The sequence below is a fragment of the Paracoccus sp. KR1-242 genome (genome assembly GCF_049446195.1).
GTDB lineage: Bacteria > Pseudomonadota > Alphaproteobacteria > Rhodobacterales > Rhodobacteraceae > Paracoccus > Paracoccus broussonetiae.
The window spans coordinates 151672-168285 of sequence record NZ_JBMSED010000004.1; the positions used below are offsets into that span (position 1 = coordinate 151672).

The following is a 16614-nucleotide window of genomic DNA, read 5'->3' on the forward strand; positions in this document are numbered from 1 at the left end:
CCGGCGTTTCAGACGATCTCGACGGCGTATTTCTCGATCACGGTATTGGCCAGCAGACCCTCGCACATGCGGGCGACTTCGGCCTTGGCGGCATCGGCATCGGCCGAGGCCAGGTCCAGTTCGATCACCTTGCCCTGACGGACGCCATCGACGCCCGAAAAGCCAAGTCCGCCAAGAGCATGGCGGATCGCCTCGCCCTGCGGGTCCAGAACCCCATCCTTCAGCATGATGGTGACACGGGCTTTCATGGCAGGGCCTTTCAGTTGATCAGGGTCGGCTTGGACAGGCTGGTGGTGTTGGCGGGCATCAGGCCCAGCCGGCGCGCCACCTCGGTATAGGCGTCGGTCAGGCTGCCGAGATCGCGGCGGAACACGTCCTTGTCCAGCTTCTGGCCGGTCTTGACGTCCCACAGGCGGCAGCTGTCGGGGCTGATCTCGTCGGCGACGACAAGACGCATGAAATCGCCATCCCAGATCCGGCCGATCTCGATCTTGAAGTCGATCAGCTTGATGCCAACGCCGAAGAAGACCCCCGACAGGAAGTCGTTCACCCGCAGCGCAAGGCTGACGATGTCGTCCAGATCCTGCTGCGAGGCCCAGCCGAAGGCGATGACATATTCTTCCGAAACGAAGGGATCGCCCAGCTCGTCATTCTTGAAGCTGTACTCGACGATCGGGCGGGGAAGCGGCGTGCCCTCTTCCATGCCAAGACGCTTGGCAATCGAACCGGCGGCAAAGTTGCGCACGATCACTTCCAGCGGAATGATCTCGACCTGGCGGATCAGCTGCTCGCGCATGTTGATGCGGCGGATGAAATGGTTCGGGACGCCGATATTGGTCAGGCCGGTCATGAAGTATTCGGACAGCCGGTTGTTCAGGACGCCCTTGCCCTCGATCGTGGCCTTCTTCTGGGCGTTGAAGGCGGTGGCATCGTCCTTGAAATACTGGATCAGGGTGCCCGGCTCGGTGCCTTCGTAAAGGATCTTCGCCTTGCCTTCGTAGATTTTCTTGCGCCTTGGTGCCATGCTGCGCGTCTCCCGTCCGCAAGGTAAGTGGTATTCTTCATGCGGCTATAGGCCAGAAACAGGGTCAGGGGCAATACGAGCTTGCGATGTGCCCCCCCTGCAAGCATACCATTATGGCGTGTCAGACCGACACGAGGGAGGAGGCCGTCATGACCACTTTCGACGAACGCGAGCGCTCTTACGAGGCAAAGTTTGCCCGCGATGCCGAGCTGAACTTCAAGGCCGAGGCGCGGCGGAACCGCTTGCTGGGCGAATGGGCGGCAGCGCTTCTGGGCAAGACGGGCGACGACGCGCGCTCCTATGCGCTGACGGTCGTGTCGTCGGATTTCGACGAGCCGGGGGACGAGGACGTCTTTCGCAAGATCGCGGCCGATCTGGCCGGCAAGATGGACGAGGCCGAGATCCGCACCAAGATGGTCCAGTTGAGGATGACCGCGCGCGAGCAGATCCTGAACGAGAACTGAGCCCCAACCCATTGGACTTGACGACGAACGCCCTGCCTTGCGGGGCGTTTCGGCTTTCAGGCGGCGGCGGCCGCGACCCTTGGATACAGGCGCCACATCGTCAGGCCCCGCAGCGCGTTCAGCGCCGTCAACGCCGCCCACAGTCCGTGGTTGCCCATGAACCGCGGCAGGATCAACAGAAGCACGGCATAGACGCCCACCGCGACGACCATGGCATTGCGCATCTCGCGCGTGCGGGTCGCGCCGATGAAGATCCCGTCCAGCATCCACGAGGCGACGCCGACCAGCGGGGCGGCGACCAGCCAGGGCAGGTAGTGCCGCGCCTCGGCCCGGACATCGGGGGCGGTGGTCAAAAGGTCGATGATCGCGGTTCCGCCCAGCGCAAAGACCAGCGCCAGCGCAAATGCCCCGCCGACACCCCATTGCGAACTGATCAGGGCTGCGCGGCGCAGCCGGTCGGGCCGGCGCGCGCCGACTGCCTGACCCACCAGCGATTCGGCGGCAAAGGCGAAGCCGTCCAGCGCATAGGCGACAAAGGACAGGAACTGCAGCAGCACCTGGTTTGCGGCCAGAACCGTATCCCCCTGCCCCGCCGTGATGAACATGAAACAGGTGAACGACCCCTGCAGCAGGACCGAGCGGACCAGGATGTCGCTGTTGACCCGCCACAGCCGCCGCATCGCACCCCCCGCGAAAAGCGCGCGGCGCAGGCCCGCGCGCAGTCCGTCGCGCGCGAACCACAGCGCCAGCAGCAGGCCCGACCATTCCGCGATCAGCGTCGCCAGCGCGACGCCGCCCACGCCCCAGCCAAGGCCAAGCACGAAACCCACGTCCAGAAGGACGTTCAGCCCGTTCATCACCAGCTGCAGCACAAGCACCAGCCGCGTCCGCTCCAGCGCGATCAGCCAGCCGGTCAGCGCGTAAAGCCCGATGGTCGCGGGCGCACCCCAGATTCGGATGGAAAGATAGCGCCGTGCCATCTCCTCGACCTCGGCCGAGGCCGGGGCCAGCGCAAAGGCCCCCGTCAGCAGCAAGGATTGCAGCAGGATCAGCGAAAGCCCCGCCACAGCGGCAATGACCAGCGCCCGCAGCAGATGCGCCCCCGTCTCGGCCTCGTCTCCGGCGCCGCGCGCCTGCGCGACCAATCCCGAGGTGCCCATGCGCAGGAACCCGAAAATCCAGTAGATCGAGGTCAGGATGACCGAGCCAAGCCCCACCGCCCCGATCGGCGCGGCCTCACCCAGGCGTCCGATCACGCCGGTATCGACCGCGCCCAGCAGCGGGATGGTCGCATTCGACAGCACGATCGGCAGGGCGATGGCCAGGACGCGGCGATGGGTCAGCGTCGCCGCGGCCCCGGCTTCAGCCATTCTGCGGCATCAGGAAATGCCCGGTCGCCTGCGCGAAAAGCCGCGTTCTCTGGTCCTGCCACGCCTCGACATGGACGCTTGCATAGCGCCGCCCCGAACGAACGACCCGCGCGCGGGCATAGGCATCGCGCGGCAGGCCAGAACGCAGGTAGTCGACGGTGAAGTCGATGGTCTTGGGCAGGCGCGGCAGGCTGTCGGGCACTGCTGCGTCCGGGGCGATCCGCCCCTCTTCCATGTCCTGCCAGATCGCGCTCCAGGTCAGCTCGACGATGGCCGCGACCTCAAGGAAGGCGGCGGTGACGCCGCCGTGGATGGCGGGCAGCATCGGGTTGCCGATCAGCTTTTCGTCAAAGGGCAGGATCGCGGTCAGTTCGTCCCCGCGCCGGTCGAACTGGATGCCCAGCCACCGGATATAGGGCACACCCGCGACCAGCGCGTTCAGCGTCGTGTTCCGGCGGGACTTGATCGCGGCAAGGGGTTCGTTGCGGTCGGCCATGTTCAACGCTCGAAGGTGAAGGCCCCGGTGGCCGAGGCCACGGGGCGGGTTTCGTCCTCGTCCATCGCCCAGGCCCGGACAAAGGCGACCGAGCGGGTGACGTGATAGCATTCGGCCCGCGCCTTGATCCCCTGCAACGGCGTCGCCGCCCGCATGTAGTCGATGCGCAGGTCGATGGTCGCGGTGACTTTCGGCCCGTCGGGATGGGCCATCACCGCCGCCCCGCAGCAAGTGTCCATCAGCGCCGAGATCACCCCGCCATGGATCACGCCGCTGCGCGGATCACCGACAAGGTCGGGATTCCAGGGCAACGAGATGACGGCGCCGCTGGGGGACAGATCCTCAAGCGTCATTCCCAGCGCGCGGGCATGGGGAATGGCCTCGATGAATTGCCGGGCAATGCGACGGCGCTGGTCCTGCTCGCTTTCCTGGGGCTCGGCCATGGGCACCTCATGTCCTGGATTTCGTCCTTGTCCCCAAGGCTTAACCCCGCCCCGGACCTGTCACAAGTCCGCATCATTGCGACGGTTGAGTTTGCGCAGGCCCTAAGCTAGGGTTTGCAGCATAATCGGCAGGTCCCATTCATGACAGACAGCGATTTCATCAGTTTCAAGGACATGTGCACGAAGTTCGACGTGACGCCGCGGACATTGCGGTATTACGAATATATCGAACTGCTCAGCCCCCGGAAGGAAGGCCGCTCGCGCTTCTACGGTGCCCGCGAAATCGCGCGCATGAAGCTGATATTGCGCGGCCGCCGCTTCGGCTTTTCGCTGGAGGATATCCGGCAATGGCTACTGATCTATGGCGAAAAGGGCACGCAGGAACAGTATCGCGTCTGGATCGACCTTGCGAACCGCCAGCTTGAGGTGCTGACCCAGCAGCGCGACGAAATCGAGACGGCCATCGGCGACCTGCGCGCGCTGCGCGACGAAACCAGCGCGATCCTGTCGCGGATGGACGAAGGCGGCGAAAACACGAAATCCGCCTGATCTTCCGCAGGCTTGCAGTTTTTGAACGGCCCGCCCCCGCGCGCCGGGCCTTTGCATTCGCGCAGCCCGGACCTGCCGTCCTGCACTGACGCCACGTCGCGGCTTACGCGAACGTCAACCTGTCCTATACTCATTCAAAGCGACTGGAACCTTCGGGAGGGACGGCCATGAGCGATCAGTTGATGACCATCCGCGAGATGTGCGACACTTACGACGTCACGCCGCGCACCTTGCGCTTCTATGAATCCCGCGAATTGATCTTTCCCCAGCGGCGCGGACAGAACCGCTTCTACGGCCGCGAGGAACGCGCGCGCCTGACGCTGATCCTGCGCGGCAAGCGCTTCGGCTTTTCGCTGGAGCAGATCCGCCAGCTGCTTGAACTTTACGATCCGACCGAACGCAACGTGACCCAGACCGAGGCAACGCTTGTCACCGCGCGTGAACGGCTTGCCGACATGGAACGGCAGCAGCGCGAACTGGCGGCCGCGATCATCGACCTGCGCCAGCAGATCGCCAATGGCGAAAATTGGCTCGCAGACCTGAAATCCGACGCCCGCAAAGGGGCGTGAGACTTTCCCGGAGGACCACATGACCATCTACAATGCCCCCGTGCGCGACATCCAGTTCATCCTGCATGATGTGCTGGACATCTCGGGACAGGACCTGCCCGGTTATGAGGATCTCGACCGCGAATTCACCGATGCCATTCTGGAAGCGGCGGGCAAGGTCGCCTCGGATGTGCTCGCGCCGCTGAACGCGGTGGGCGACCAGCAGGGTTGCCGCCTGGAAAACGGCGTCGTGCGTACACCCGACGGCTTCAAGGCAGCCTTCGACCAGGTGCGCGATGGCGGTTGGACGGCGATCGATTGCGACCCGGAATATGGGGGACAGGGCATGCCCTATGTCATCGGCCTGTCGGTGGGCGAGTTGATGACTGCTTCTAACATGGCCTTCACCATGTATCAGGGTCTGACCCACGGCGCTTATTCCGCGATCCATGCCCACGGCACGGACGGGCAGAAGGCAACCTATCTGCCCAAGATGGTCAGCTGCGAATGGACCGGCACCATGAACCTGACCGAGCCGCATGCCGGCACCGACCTGGGGATGCTGCGGACCCGCGCCGAACCGCAGGACGATGGCAGCTACCTGATTACCGGGCAGAAGATCTTCATCTCGGCCGGTGACCACGACATGTCCGAAAACGTCATCCACCTGGTTCTTGCCAAGGCCCCCGGCGGTGGCGAGGGAACCAAGGGCATCTCGCTTTTCATCGTGCCGAAATACCTGGTCACCGAGGACGGCACCCCCGGCGAACGCAACAAGCTGTCGGTCGGCAATCTCGAACACAAGATGGGCATCCACGGCAACTCGACCTGCGTTATGAACTATGACGGCGCCAAAGGCTGGCTGCTGGGCGACCTGCACAAGGGCATGCGCGCGATGTTCACGATGATGAACGAGGCGCGGATCGGCGTCGGCCTGCAGGGCTATGCGGTGGCGGATGCCGCCTATCAGAACGCTGCCGCCTATGCCCGCGAACGGCTGCAGGGCCGCGCCATCACCGGCGACGCGAACCCCTCCGGCCCGGCCGATCCGCTGATCGTCCACCCGGACATCCGCCGCAACCTGATGGATCAGAAAAGCTTCCTGGAAGGCGCGCGGGCGCTGGCGACCTGGTGCGCGCACCTGATCGACCGCAGCCATCTTGCGAATGACGCCGAGGCCGAGGGCCTCGTGTCGCTGCTGACCCCTGTGGTCAAGGGTTTCCTGACCGACAAGGGTTTCGAGACTGCGGTCCTGGCCCAACAGGTCTTTGGCGGCCACGGCTACATCGAGGAACAGGGCATGTCGCAATTCGTCCGCGACATCCGCATTACCATGACCTACGAGGGCGCGAACGGCGTGCAGGCGCTGGACCTTGTGGGACGCAAACTGGCAGCCGAGGGCGGCAAGCCCATGATGCGCTTCTTCGATCTGGTCAAGCATGAGATCAAGACCCATGAAACCGACGAGGAGCTGCGCGTGGGCTTCCTTGAACCGCTCAAGACCGCGTCGAAGGATCTGCAGGCGGCGGTCATGTTCTTCATGGAGCAGGGGATGAAGAATCCCAACACGGCGCTCGCGGGCTCCTATGACTTCATGCACCTGTTCGGGCACGTCGCGCTGGGCCTGATGTGGACCCGCATGGCCGCCGCCGCCCGCTCGGCCCTGACCGAGGGTGCCGAGGATCGTGACTTTTTCCAAAGCAAGCTGGCGACCGGCCGCTATTACATGGCGCGGCAACTGCCGATGACCGCGACGCATCTGGCCCGTATCCGGTCCGGTGCCGAACCTGTCATGGCGCTGGCCGAAGACCAGTTCTGACCTGCAAACCTTGCGAGAGCGTCACGCTTGGCATGGGTATTTGTTAAACGGTGAAATGTTGAGGTCGCGCCCCGGACCGCCGGGTCCTCCCTGCGGGACAGCGGATTGCCGGGCAGCCGGGGCGCTTTCACCGTTTGCGGTCATCGGCTCTCCAGCCTGTACCGCGAATCCGAGACTAGGGGCGAAGCAGTTAAGGAAGACCTAACCGCTTCACCCTTTTCGAAATACCCAATCGCGGCGGTGCCGCTGTCGAAACGCTTGAGGATGGACAACAGATGACGGCAAGACTGCATTGCTTCGGGGAATCCGGCCACTCCTACAAGGTGGCGCTGATGATGGAGATGACGGGGCACCCATGGGAGCCGGTCTTCGTCGATTTCTTCGGCGGAGCAACGCGCGGGGCGGATTACCGCAGCCTGAACGAGATGGGCGAAGCGCCGGTACTGGTCGAAGATGGGCAGGTCCTGACGCAATCGGGCGTGATCCTGCTGCACCTGGCCGAAAGGACCGGGCGCTTCCTTAATGGGGATCGGAACGAGATCCTGCGCTGGCTGTTCTGGGACAACCACAAGGGATCGGCGCAATTCGGCACCCTGCGTTTCCTGATGAACTTCCTGCCGCCCGAGAAGCGCCCGGCCGAGGTCATCACCTTCCTGCAAGGACGCGCGCGAGCAGCGTTGAAGACACTGGACACGCATCTGCAGGACCGCGCCTGGCTGGCGGGCGAGCAGGCGACGATCGCCGACCTGTCCTGCTGCAGCTATCTTTATTATCCCGAGCCCTTCGGTTTCGACCGCGCCGATTGGCCCAATATCGACCGTTGGCTGGATGGCATTGCCGCCCTGCCCGGTTGGAAACACCCCTATGACCTGATGCCCGGCAACCCTTCCGACCGGGCCGTGAAGGAGGACGCATGACCGAAGCTTATATCTATGACGCCGCCCGGACCCCCCGCGGCAAGGGCCGCCCCGATGGCAGCCTGCACGAAGTCACCTCGGTCGCGCTGTCGGCCCGCCTGCTGAACGCCGTCAAGGAACGCAACGGACTGGAAGGTCACGCGGTCGAGGACGTGATCTGGGGCAATGTCACCCAGGTCAAGGAGCAGGGTGGCTGCCTTGCCCGCTCGGCGGTGCTGGCCTCGGATCTGGACGAGTCCATCCCCGGCCTTGCGATCAACCGCTTCTGCGCCAGCGGGATGGAGGCGGTGAACCTTGCCGCGAACCAGGTCAGGGGCGGTGCCGGTCAGGCCTATATCGCCGGCGGAGTCGAGATGATGGGCCGCGTCGCCATGGGCAGCGACGGCGCCGCAATCGCGGTGGATCCCAGCCTGACCTTCGGCACCTATTTCGTGCCGCAGGGCATCTCGGCCGATATCATCGCGACCGAGTACGGGTTCACCCGCGAACAGGCTGATGCGCTGGCAGTCGAATCCCAGCGCCGCGCGGCACTGGCATGGACCGAGAACCGTTTCGCGAAATCCATCGTCCCGGTCATCGACCAGAACGGCCTGACCATCCTTGACCGCGACGAATACATGCGTCCGGGCACGACGGTCGAGGATCTGGCAAGGCTCAAGGCCAGCTTCAAGGAAATGGGCGAGATGATGCCCGGTTTCGACAAGGTGGCGATGCTGAAATACCCGCATCTCGACCATATCGACCACATCCACCATGCCGGAAACTCGTCGGGGATCGTGGACGGCGCGGCGGCCGTGCTGATCGGAAATGCCGAATTCGGCAAGGCCCATGGCCTGAAGCCCCGCGCCCGCATCCGCGCCACCGCCAAGATCGGCACCGATCCGACGATCATGCTGACCGGCCCGGTTCCGGTGACGGAAAAGATCTTGCGAGACAGCGGCATGTCGATTTCGGACATCGACCTGTTCGAGGTGAATGAGGCATTCGCCTCGGTCGTGCTGCGTTTCATGCAGGCCTTCCAGGTCGATCCTGCCATCGTCAACGTCAATGGCGGCTCGATCGCACTTGGCCACCCGCTGGGCGCGACCGGCGCTATCATCATCGGCACGCTGCTGGATGAATTGGAGCGTCAGGACAAGACCGTCGGCCTTGCCACGCTTTGCATTGCATCCGGCATGGGCGCGGCGACCATCATCGAGCGGGTCTGATGGCGATCCTGCGCAAGGACAGCGTGGCCGAGACCCATGCGGTCTCTACCTATCCGGCGCCCTACAATCTGGGTTCCGGCAACCTGTCCTATCGCCTGATCTCAGAGGCGGGCGGGCTTGACCAGTTCGGCGCAGCGCTCGAGACGCTGCATCCCGGCGGACAAAGCTCGCAAATGCACTGGGAAGAGCATGAGGATGAGTTCCTCTATATGCTCTCGGGCGAACTGACCGTGATCGAGGACGGGATTCCGACCGTGATTGGCCCCGGCGATGCCTGCTGCTGGAAGGCAGGAGCGCCGGTAGCGCATTGCCTCAGGAACCATACAGACCAGCCGGCAACCTACCTGATCGTGGGCAGCCGCCGGCCGGAAAACATCTGCCGTTATCCGGGCCTCGACCTTCTGGCGACGCCTGCGGGGTACACGCATCTGGACGGTACCCCCTACCCGCAACAGGGAGATAAAGAATGACCGACTTCACCATGCAGAAGGACGCGGACGGCGTCGCCATCATCACCTGGGACGTGCCCGGCAAATCGATGAACGTGCTGAGCCTTGACGGCGCGGCGAACCTGAACGGTCTGATCGACGAAGCACTGGCCGACGAGGCCGTCAAGGGCATCGTCATCACCTCCGGCAAGAAGGATTTCGCCGGCGGTATGGACCTCAACGTCATCGCGCAGATGAAACAGGGCGGCGCGCAGGCGATCTTTGAGGGCGTGATGACGCTGCATCACCTGCTGCGCAAGATCGAGCTCGCGGGCATGGACCCCAAGACGAAAAAGGGCGGCAAGCCGATTGCCGCGGCGCTTCCCGGAACCGCGCTGGGAATCGGGCTGGAGCTGCCGCTGTCGACGCACCGCATCTTTGCCGCCGAAAACCCGAAGGCCAAGATCGGCCTGCCCGAAATCATGGTCGGGATCTTTCCCGGCGCCGGTGGCACCACCCGCCTCACGCGCAAGATGGGCGCGCTGGCCGCTGCCCCCTTCCTGCTGGAAGGCAAGCTTTCCGATCCGGCCAAGGCAAAGGCTGCCGGCCTGATCGACGAGGTCGTGGCCGATCCGGTCGCTGATGCGCGCGAATGGGTGCTGAAGGCGACCGAGGCGGATCTGGTGAAGCCATGGGACGCCAAGGGCTACAAGATGCCGGGGGGCGAGCCCTATCACCCGGCGGGCTTCATGACGTTTGTCGGCGCCTCCGCCATGGTCCATGGCAAGACGCTGGGCGTCTATCCGGCAGCCAAGGCGCTGCTCAGCGCGGTCTATGAAGGTGCGCTGGTGCCATTCGACACGGCGCTGAAGATCGAGGCGCGCTGGTTCACCAATGTGCTGATGAACCCCAGTTCAACCGCGATGATCCGCAGCCTCTTCATCAACAAGGAGGCACTTGAGAAGGGCGCAAACCGCCCGGAGGCCCCGGATCAGACCGTGAAGAAGGTCGGCATCCTTGGCGCGGGCATGATGGGCGCGGGCATCGCCTATGTCTCGGCCATGGCCGGGATCGAGGTCGTACTGATCGATGCGGCACAGGACGCGGCTGATCGCGGCAAGGCTTATTCGACCGGGCTTCTGGACAAGGCAATCAGCCGCAAGCGTTCGACCGAGGAAAAGAAGACCGAGGTTCTGGCCCGCATCACCGCGACCACCGACTATGCCGCCCTCGCCGGCTGCGACCTGATCGTCGAGGCGGTGTTCGAAGATCCCTCGGTCAAGGCCGATGTCACGAAACGGGCCGAGGCGGTGATCCCGCAGGACGCGATCTTCGCGACCAATACCTCGACCCTGCCGATCAGCGAACTGGCCAAGGCCAGCGCCCGGCCCGACCAGTTCATCGGCATCCATTTCTTCTCGCCCGTCGACAAGATGCTGCTGGTCGAGATCATCAAGGGCAAGCAGACCGGACCGCGTGCCGTCGCCAAGGCGCTGGATTTCGTGCGCCAGATCCGCAAGACGCCGATCGTGGTCAATGACGCGCGCTTCTTCTACGCGAACCGCTGCATCATCCCCTATATCAACGAAGGCATCCGCATGGTGGCCGAGGGTGTCAGCCCGACGCTGATCGAGAATGCCGCGAAACTGATGGGGATGCCGCTGGGGCCGCTGCAACTGGTGGACGAGACCTCGATAGATCTTGGCGTCAAGATCGCCAAAGCGACGCGCGCCGCGATGGGCGACGCCTATCCCGACGGCGCGGTGGACGAGGTCATCTTCAAGCTGGCCGATCAGGGGCGACTTGGCCGCAAGTCCAAGGCGGGCTTCTATGACTATGACGAAGCCGGCAAGCGGCAGGGATTCTGGTCCGGCCTTTCCATCCAGTGGCCCGAGGCGGAAACGCAGCCCGAACTGACCGAGATCCAGCACCGCCTGATGTTCGCCCAATCGCTCGAAGCCGTCCGCGCGCTTGAGGAAGGCGTGCTCGAAGATATCCGCGAAGGCGATGTTGGCGCGGTCCTCGGCTGGGGCTTCGCGCCGTGGTCAGGTGGCCCCTTCGGCTGGCTCGACATGCTGGGCGCACCCCGCGCTGCCGAGATCGCCGATGGCCTTGCCGCGAAATTCGGCAATCGCTTTGCCGCGCCCGCGCTTCTCAAGGACATGGCCGCCAAGGGCGACAGCTTCTATGGCCGCTTCGGCGGCAAGGCCAAGGCTGCCTGAAAAGTACAGAAGGGCAGAGGCGCGACCCTCTGCCCTTTCACCGTTTTTCAAGTACCCCTGCGACAGCGCAAATCCGCGCGTTCAGATCAGCCCTTCACTCCGGAAGGCCGCGCGCAGATCGCTTTCCGGCCGGGCCCCGACATGGCCGATGACCTCGGCCGCAGCGATGCAGCCCATGCGCCCCGCAGCCGCCAGCGGCGCACCGGTCGCAAGCCCATAGATCAGCCCCGCCGCAAACTGGTCCCCTGCCCCCGTCGCATCGACCGGAACGACCTTGTGGACCGGGGCCGTCACCCGCTCGCCCTGGCGGATCAGGATCGCGTCGTCGCCCGACCGCGTGCAGACGACCGTGTCGCAATCGGCCGCGGCAAGACGCAAGGCCTCGTCAAGATCGGTGACCTGATAAAGCGAGGTCCATTCGTGGACATTGCCGATGACGTAATCCATTGGTCCAGCGACCAGCTTGCGGAACCCCTCGCGGTGGCGATCGACGCAGAACGGGTCGGACAGCGCGATACCGGCCTGCCCACCCGCCTTGTGGCAGGCCTCCGCCGCCTTCAGGAACGCGGCCTTTCCGGCATCCTTGTCGAACAGATAGCCCTCCAGGAAAAGCCAGTCCGCGCCGCTGAAGGTCGCCGGGTTCACGTCGTCGCCGCCCAGTTCCGCCGAAATCCCCAGATAGGTGTTCATCGATCGCTCGCCATCCGGCGTCACGAAGATGATCGAGCGCGAGGTCGGCAGCACCTCGCCCCCCACCGGAGGATTGACGAAGACCGTGCCCGAGGCCTCGGTCTGCTCGGCATAGGACAGGCCCAACGGATCGCCCGCCACCCGCCCGATAAAGGCGGTGCGCAGGCCAAGCATTCCGATCCCTGCCAGCGTATTCGCGACCGAGCCGCCGGGCACCAGCCGGGCCTTCTGCGCCTCGGCATCGGCGGATTGCGCCGCCATCAGGAACTCGGAACGCTCGCGGTCGATCAATTGCATGATCCCCTTTTCGATGCCCAACCGTCCAAGGCTGGCGTCAGAGGTCGGCGCGATCACGTCCATGATCGCGTTCCCGATCCCGATCACATAGGGGGTCGTCATTCGGTCTTCTCCTCAAAGGGGCACAAATCCTCGACCGGGCAGATCATGCAGCGCGGTCTCCGCGCCTGGCAGACATAGCGACCGTGCAGGATCAGCCAATGGTGGGCATCCTGTTGAAACTCGACGGGGACATTGTCCTCGATGGCGCGCTCGACCTGCTCGACATCGCGACCGGGTGCGATGCGCGTGCGATTGCCGACGCGGAAGATGTGGGTATCGACCGCCTGCGCGGGAAAATTGAACACGCTGTTCAGGACCACATTCGCGGTCTTGCGCCCAACGCCGGGCAGCGTCATCAGCGCCGCACGCGATTGCGGCACTTCGCCGCCATATTCCTCGACCAGGCGTTTCGACAGGGCAATCACGTTCTTCGCCTTCTGGCGGAACAGGCCGATGGTCTTGATTTCCTCGGTCAGTGCCTCCAGCCCGAATTCCACCATCTGGCGGGGCGTCGTCACCTTGCGAAACAGGCCTTTGGTCGCCTTGTTCACACCGACATCCGTCGCCTGCGCCGACAGCGCCACGGCAACCAGCAGGGTGAACGCGTTGACATATTCCAGCTCTGTCACGGGCGCGGGATTGGCGTCGCGCAGACGCGAGAAGAATTCGACCTGCCGGCCATAGGGCAAGGCAGAGGGAATGCGGGAAAAAGCAGCTTGGGCCATTCTTTCCAGATGCCCCGAGCCAGCCGCCAGTGCAAGCGTCCCCTGCACGCCGGCCCGCCTTCCAACGCCGAATTGCCCCTCGGCAAGGACTCGCCGCAATGTGAGTGGCCTTGCCCGATTTCACCCGCATTTCAGTGGAGTTGCCTCGGAACCCGTGCGATGTTCGCCACGTTTGGGCACCAGCGCCAGCCGGAAATGGCTGGCAGTGTCGTCAGAGGACAGGCGACTGGGCTCGCCCTTGATGAAAGGTAAAAAGAACATGAAAACCCGCTTCACGCTGCTTCTTGCATCGGCCGGCGTGCTTGCCCTTGGCGCATGCGCGAACACCACGGACCCCTATGGCACCTCGACCGGCGGCATGAGCAAGACCCAGCAGGGCGCGATTGCAGGCGCGGTGGTCGGTGGCCTGATCGGCGCCGGCGAAAGCCGTGAAAACGCCATCAAGGGTGCGGTGATCGGTGCAACTGCGGGCGCGGTTGGCGGCTCGATTCTGGACCAGCAGCAAAAGGCGCTTCAGCAGTCGCTGAACAACCCCAACATCCGTGTGGTGAACAACGGCAGCTACCTGACCGTGGTGATGCCGGAATCGACGCTGTTCGCGACGGATTCGGCCGCGGTCGGTGCACAGGGCCAGAACGACCTTTACACCATCGCACGCAACCTCAACCAATATCCGAACAGCCGGATTCAGGTCATCGGCCATACCGACAGCACCGGCTCGGCAGCCTATAACCAGGACCTGTCCGAACGTCGTGCGCGCTCGGTCTCGGGTATCCTGACCGCAGGCGGCGTTTCGACCTCGCGCATCGCGGCCTCCGGTCGTGGCGCCACCGCTCCGGTCGCGTCGAACGACAGCGCCTCTGGCCGTGCGCAGAACCGCCGGGTCGAGATCCTGATCGTCCCGACGCGCTGATCGTCCTGCAAGCAAACGCCATCGAAGGGGCCGGCAGTCGTCGGCCCCTTTTTATTTTGGAAGCTGTCTGGCCGCCAGAACGGAAAAACCCCGGATGTCTCCATCCGGGGTCAGATCACTGTCTTCAGGGCCGTAAAACGGCTCTTGTCTGTGTCAGTTCAGGCGGCGCGCGACGTCGTCGATCGCCTTGTCGATGCCTGCGGCGCGCTGGTCCGCAGTCGCCTGCTTGCCCAGGATCTCGGTCGCGGCTGCAATGGCCGTCTGGATCGCACGGTCACGCACGGCACGAACCGCATCGCCCTCGGCGCTGGCGATCTGATCTTCGGCCGCCTTCAGGCGACGCTCGATCGAGACCAGAAGCGCCTTCTTGGCTTTTTCAGCCTCGACGGTCGCTTCGCGCTTGGCGTTGGCGACGATATCGGCAGCCTGGTCCTTGACCTCGCGCTGGCGACGTTCGTAGCTCGCATAGATTTCCTGAGCTTCATCGCGCAGGCGGCGTGCTTCGGCCAGATCGTTGCGGATGCCTTCGGCCCGCTTGTCCAGAAGTCCGCCGACCAGTTGCGGCACACGGTAATAGATCAGGACACCGACAAAGACTAGGAAGGCCAGCGTGACGATGAAATCCGTGTTCCGCAGCGAGAAGAACGGCCCCGAGGCTGCGAATGCCGGGCTGGCCATCAGGACGAAAAGAAGGCTCAGACGTTTCATTGCAGCGCCCCCTTCAGTCGCTGGTCGACAGCTTCGCTGATCAGCTTGCCATCGGCGGTGCCGCCGAAGGTCTGGACCAGCGCCTCGGTCACTTCGCGGGCGACGTTGCGCGCATCCTCGACCGCAGAGGCCCGGATCTCGCCGATCCGCGTCTCGGACTCGGCCGAACGTGCAGCGATTTCCGCATCCGCATGGGCGATGGCCGCGTTGAGTTCCTTCTGGATCTCGGCCTTATTGGCGGCGATGATCTTGTTTGCCTCGGCGCGGGCATCGGCCAGCGCCTTGTCATAGGCCGCCTCGGCGTCCTTGGCTTTCTGCTTGAATTCCTCGGCCGCCATCAGATCGCCGGTAATGGCGCCTTGACGGTCGCTGATGATCCCGCCGATGCGCGGCAGCGCCACACGCGACAGAACCCAATAGATCACGGCCAACACAACCAGCAGCCAGAAGATCTGGTTGCCGAAAGTGCTGATATCCAGTTGCGGCATGCCGGCGCTGCTCGCGCCATGCGCCGCACCCGCTGCAGCATGAGCCGCATCAGCACCTTGCCCCGCCGCGTGGGCGGCCTCGGCGTTGGTCACCGTTTCTGAGTGTTCGACCACGTCTTGCGCGGTCTGTTGCAACAGGCTGAACATTTCCTACCCCATGCCGGTCGTTTCACAATCGGGTGGGCGCGTCACGCCCCCACCCAACCGCAAGGATGGCAACAGGATCAGACTGCGAACAGCAGCAGCAGCGCGACCAGGAACGAGAAGATGCCCAGGGCTTCGGCGAAGGCCATGCCGATGAACAGCGTGGCGGTTTGCGAAGCGGCAGCCGACGGGTTGCGCAGGGCGCCCGACAGATAGTTGCCAGCAACGTTGCCCACACCCATGGCGGCACCGGCCATACCGATGCAAGCCAGACCGGCGCCGAGATACTGTCCCAGTTGACCCAGATTTTCCATATTCATGCTCCTTGAGGCTTTGGAAAGAGTTTGATTGTCCTGCTCTGCTTGTCCCGGCTTAGTGGCCGGGGTGCAGGGCGTCCTTCAGATAGACGCAGGTCAGGATGGCGAAGACATAGGCCTGGATAAGTGCGACCAGCACTTCAAGCCCATACATGGCAACGATGGCCAGGATCGAAACCGGCGCGATCGCGGCGACGGCGGCAAAGGCCGCGAACACCTTGATCACCGCGTGGCCCGCCATGACGTTGCCTGCAAGTCGGATCGAGTGGCTGACCGGACGCACGAAGTACGAGATCAGCTCGATGACGGCCAGGACCGGGCGCAGCGCCAGCGGCGCCGAGCTGACCCAGAAAAGGCCCAGGAAATGCGTGCCGTTCTTGACGAAACCCAGAACAGTGACGCCGACAAAGACCATGACGGCCAGCACGCCGGTAACAGCAATCTGCGAGGTGGCCGAGAAGGATTTCGGCAGCAAGGCCAGAAAGTTCGCGAAGAGGATGAACGAGAACAGCGTCATGACGTAGGGGAAGTATTTCAGCCCGTCCTTGCCGGTGACGTCCTCGACCATCTTGCGGACCATGCCGTAAAGCAGTTCCGCGATGGACTGGATGCGGTTCGGAACGACTGCGCGACCACGGGTGCCAAAGACCAGCAGGCCGATGATGCACAGTGCGGCGATACCCATCCACAGGGTCGCGTTGGTGGGCGTGTACCAATGCAACTCCGAGCCGAAGAGCGGCTTGACGATGAACTGGTCCATCGGGTGGAAAACCAGACCTTCACTGTGTTGTTCTGTCGCCAT

Annotated in this window: 21 protein-coding genes; 9 read left to right on the plus strand and 12 right to left on the minus strand. The window is 64.0% G+C overall.

Features of this window, described 5'->3' with window-relative positions:
- Positions 1 to 8: 8 nt before the first annotated feature.
- Together purS and purC are read right to left on the minus strand one after the other, a co-directional pair.
- Positions 9 to 248, minus strand: a complete 240-nt coding sequence (purS, locus tag ACO2Q4_RS07910) for a phosphoribosylformylglycinamidine synthase subunit PurS (RefSeq protein WP_423318488.1) — start codon at positions 246 to 248, stop codon at positions 9 to 11.
- Between the two features lie 11 nt (positions 249 to 259).
- Positions 260 to 1024: a phosphoribosylaminoimidazolesuccinocarboxamide synthase gene (purC, locus tag ACO2Q4_RS07915; RefSeq protein ID WP_311758607.1), complete on the minus strand. Its 765-nt coding sequence runs from the start codon at positions 1022 to 1024 to the stop codon at positions 260 to 262.
- 149 nt (positions 1025 to 1173) lie between these two features.
- Here purC and ACO2Q4_RS07920 point away from each other — a divergent pair, with 149 nt between their 5' ends.
- Positions 1174 to 1488: a DUF1476 domain-containing protein gene (locus ACO2Q4_RS07920; protein ID WP_311758606.1), complete on the plus strand. Its 315-nt coding sequence runs from the start codon at positions 1174 to 1176 to the stop codon at positions 1486 to 1488.
- A gap of 56 nt (positions 1489 to 1544) precedes the next feature.
- Here ACO2Q4_RS07920 and ACO2Q4_RS07925 read toward each other — a convergent pair whose 3' ends face one another.
- From ACO2Q4_RS07925 to ACO2Q4_RS07935, 3 genes are read right to left on the minus strand one after another with little or no spacing between them, the layout of a single operon-like run.
- Complete coding sequence (locus ACO2Q4_RS07925; RefSeq protein ID WP_311758605.1) at positions 1545 to 2858, minus strand: MATE family efflux transporter; 1314 nt, start codon at positions 2856 to 2858, stop codon at positions 1545 to 1547.
- Entirely contained in the window at positions 2851 to 3354 is a 504-nt protein-coding gene (locus ACO2Q4_RS07930; RefSeq protein WP_311758604.1) for a PaaI family thioesterase, read from the minus strand. Before ACO2Q4_RS07930 ends, ACO2Q4_RS07925 begins: the two co-directional genes overlap by 8 nt.
- Before the next feature lie 2 nt (positions 3355 to 3356).
- Entirely contained in the window at positions 3357 to 3797 is a 441-nt protein-coding gene (locus tag ACO2Q4_RS07935; RefSeq protein WP_311758603.1) for a PaaI family thioesterase, read from the minus strand.
- A gap of 141 nt (positions 3798 to 3938) precedes the next feature.
- Between ACO2Q4_RS07935 and ACO2Q4_RS07940 the strand changes: the two genes are divergently transcribed.
- The 7 genes from ACO2Q4_RS07940 (at position 3939) to ACO2Q4_RS07970 (ending at position 11488) form a co-directional block, all read left to right on the plus strand.
- Positions 3939 to 4346 (plus strand): MerR family transcriptional regulator, encoded by a 408-nt coding sequence (locus ACO2Q4_RS07940; protein WP_423318492.1) that lies wholly within the window; start codon positions 3939 to 3941, stop codon positions 4344 to 4346.
- Positions 4347 to 4513: 167 nt separating this feature from the next.
- Entirely contained in the window at positions 4514 to 4915 is a 402-nt protein-coding gene (locus tag ACO2Q4_RS07945; protein ID WP_311758601.1) for a MerR family transcriptional regulator, read from the plus strand.
- 19 nt (positions 4916 to 4934) lie between these two features.
- The gene (locus tag ACO2Q4_RS07950) at positions 4935 to 6713 is read left to right on the plus strand and encodes an acyl-CoA dehydrogenase C-terminal domain-containing protein (protein WP_423318494.1); all 1779 of its coding nucleotides are present in this window, start codon (positions 4935 to 4937) and stop codon (positions 6711 to 6713) included.
- 275 nt (positions 6714 to 6988) lie between these two features.
- Positions 6989 to 7630 (plus strand): glutathione S-transferase family protein, encoded by a 642-nt coding sequence (locus ACO2Q4_RS07955; RefSeq protein WP_423318496.1) that lies wholly within the window; start codon positions 6989 to 6991, stop codon positions 7628 to 7630.
- The gene (locus ACO2Q4_RS07960) at positions 7627 to 8838 is read left to right on the plus strand and encodes an acetyl-CoA C-acetyltransferase (protein ID WP_395132811.1); all 1212 of its coding nucleotides are present in this window, start codon (positions 7627 to 7629) and stop codon (positions 8836 to 8838) included. The genes ACO2Q4_RS07955 and ACO2Q4_RS07960 overlap by 4 nt, the downstream gene beginning before the upstream one ends.
- Positions 8838 to 9308: a cupin domain-containing protein gene (locus ACO2Q4_RS07965; RefSeq protein ID WP_423318498.1), complete on the plus strand. Its 471-nt coding sequence runs from the start codon at positions 8838 to 8840 to the stop codon at positions 9306 to 9308. Before ACO2Q4_RS07960 ends, ACO2Q4_RS07965 begins: the two co-directional genes overlap by 1 nt.
- Positions 9305 to 11488, plus strand: a complete 2184-nt coding sequence (locus ACO2Q4_RS07970) for a 3-hydroxyacyl-CoA dehydrogenase NAD-binding domain-containing protein (protein ID WP_423318500.1) — start codon at positions 9305 to 9307, stop codon at positions 11486 to 11488. The genes ACO2Q4_RS07965 and ACO2Q4_RS07970 overlap by 4 nt, the downstream gene beginning before the upstream one ends.
- An 81-nt stretch (positions 11489 to 11569) precedes the next feature.
- Here the strand turns inward: ACO2Q4_RS07970 and ACO2Q4_RS07975 are convergent, their stop codons facing one another.
- The 3 genes from ACO2Q4_RS07975 to ACO2Q4_RS07985 form a co-directional block, all read right to left on the minus strand.
- Positions 11570 to 12577 (minus strand): adenosine kinase, encoded by a 1008-nt coding sequence (locus ACO2Q4_RS07975; protein WP_395132805.1) that lies wholly within the window; start codon positions 12575 to 12577, stop codon positions 11570 to 11572.
- Positions 12574 to 13242, minus strand: a complete 669-nt coding sequence (gene nth, locus ACO2Q4_RS07980; protein ID WP_311758758.1) for an endonuclease III — start codon at positions 13240 to 13242, stop codon at positions 12574 to 12576. The genes ACO2Q4_RS07975 and nth overlap by 4 nt, the downstream gene beginning before the upstream one ends.
- A gap of 120 nt (positions 13243 to 13362) precedes the next feature.
- Positions 13363 to 13503 (minus strand): hypothetical protein, encoded by a 141-nt coding sequence (locus tag ACO2Q4_RS07985; protein ID WP_311758594.1) that lies wholly within the window; start codon positions 13501 to 13503, stop codon positions 13363 to 13365.
- Between ACO2Q4_RS07985 and ACO2Q4_RS07990 the strand changes: the two genes are divergently transcribed.
- Entirely contained in the window at positions 13502 to 14155 is a 654-nt protein-coding gene (locus ACO2Q4_RS07990; protein WP_311758593.1) for an OmpA family protein, read from the plus strand. The two genes, ACO2Q4_RS07985 and ACO2Q4_RS07990, sit on opposite strands and share 2 nt — an antisense overlap.
- 153 nt (positions 14156 to 14308) lie before the next feature.
- Here the strand turns inward: ACO2Q4_RS07990 and ACO2Q4_RS07995 are convergent, their stop codons facing one another.
- The 4 genes from ACO2Q4_RS07995 to ACO2Q4_RS08010 all read right to left on the minus strand — a co-directional run bounded on the left by ACO2Q4_RS07995 (position 14309) and on the right by ACO2Q4_RS08010 (position 16614).
- Positions 14309 to 14863, minus strand: coding sequence for a F0F1 ATP synthase subunit B (locus ACO2Q4_RS07995; protein ID WP_311758592.1), 555 nt, complete (start codon positions 14861 to 14863; stop codon positions 14309 to 14311).
- Complete coding sequence (locus ACO2Q4_RS08000; RefSeq protein WP_311758591.1) at positions 14860 to 15498, minus strand: F0F1 ATP synthase subunit B'; 639 nt, start codon at positions 15496 to 15498, stop codon at positions 14860 to 14862. Before ACO2Q4_RS08000 ends, ACO2Q4_RS07995 begins: the two co-directional genes overlap by 4 nt.
- Positions 15499 to 15575: 77 nt before the next feature.
- Entirely contained in the window at positions 15576 to 15809 is a 234-nt protein-coding gene (locus tag ACO2Q4_RS08005; RefSeq protein WP_036740245.1) for a F0F1 ATP synthase subunit C, read from the minus strand.
- A 58-nt stretch (positions 15810 to 15867) separates the two neighbouring features.
- Positions 15868 to 16614, minus strand: a complete 747-nt coding sequence (locus tag ACO2Q4_RS08010; protein ID WP_311758590.1) for a F0F1 ATP synthase subunit A — start codon at positions 16612 to 16614, stop codon at positions 15868 to 15870.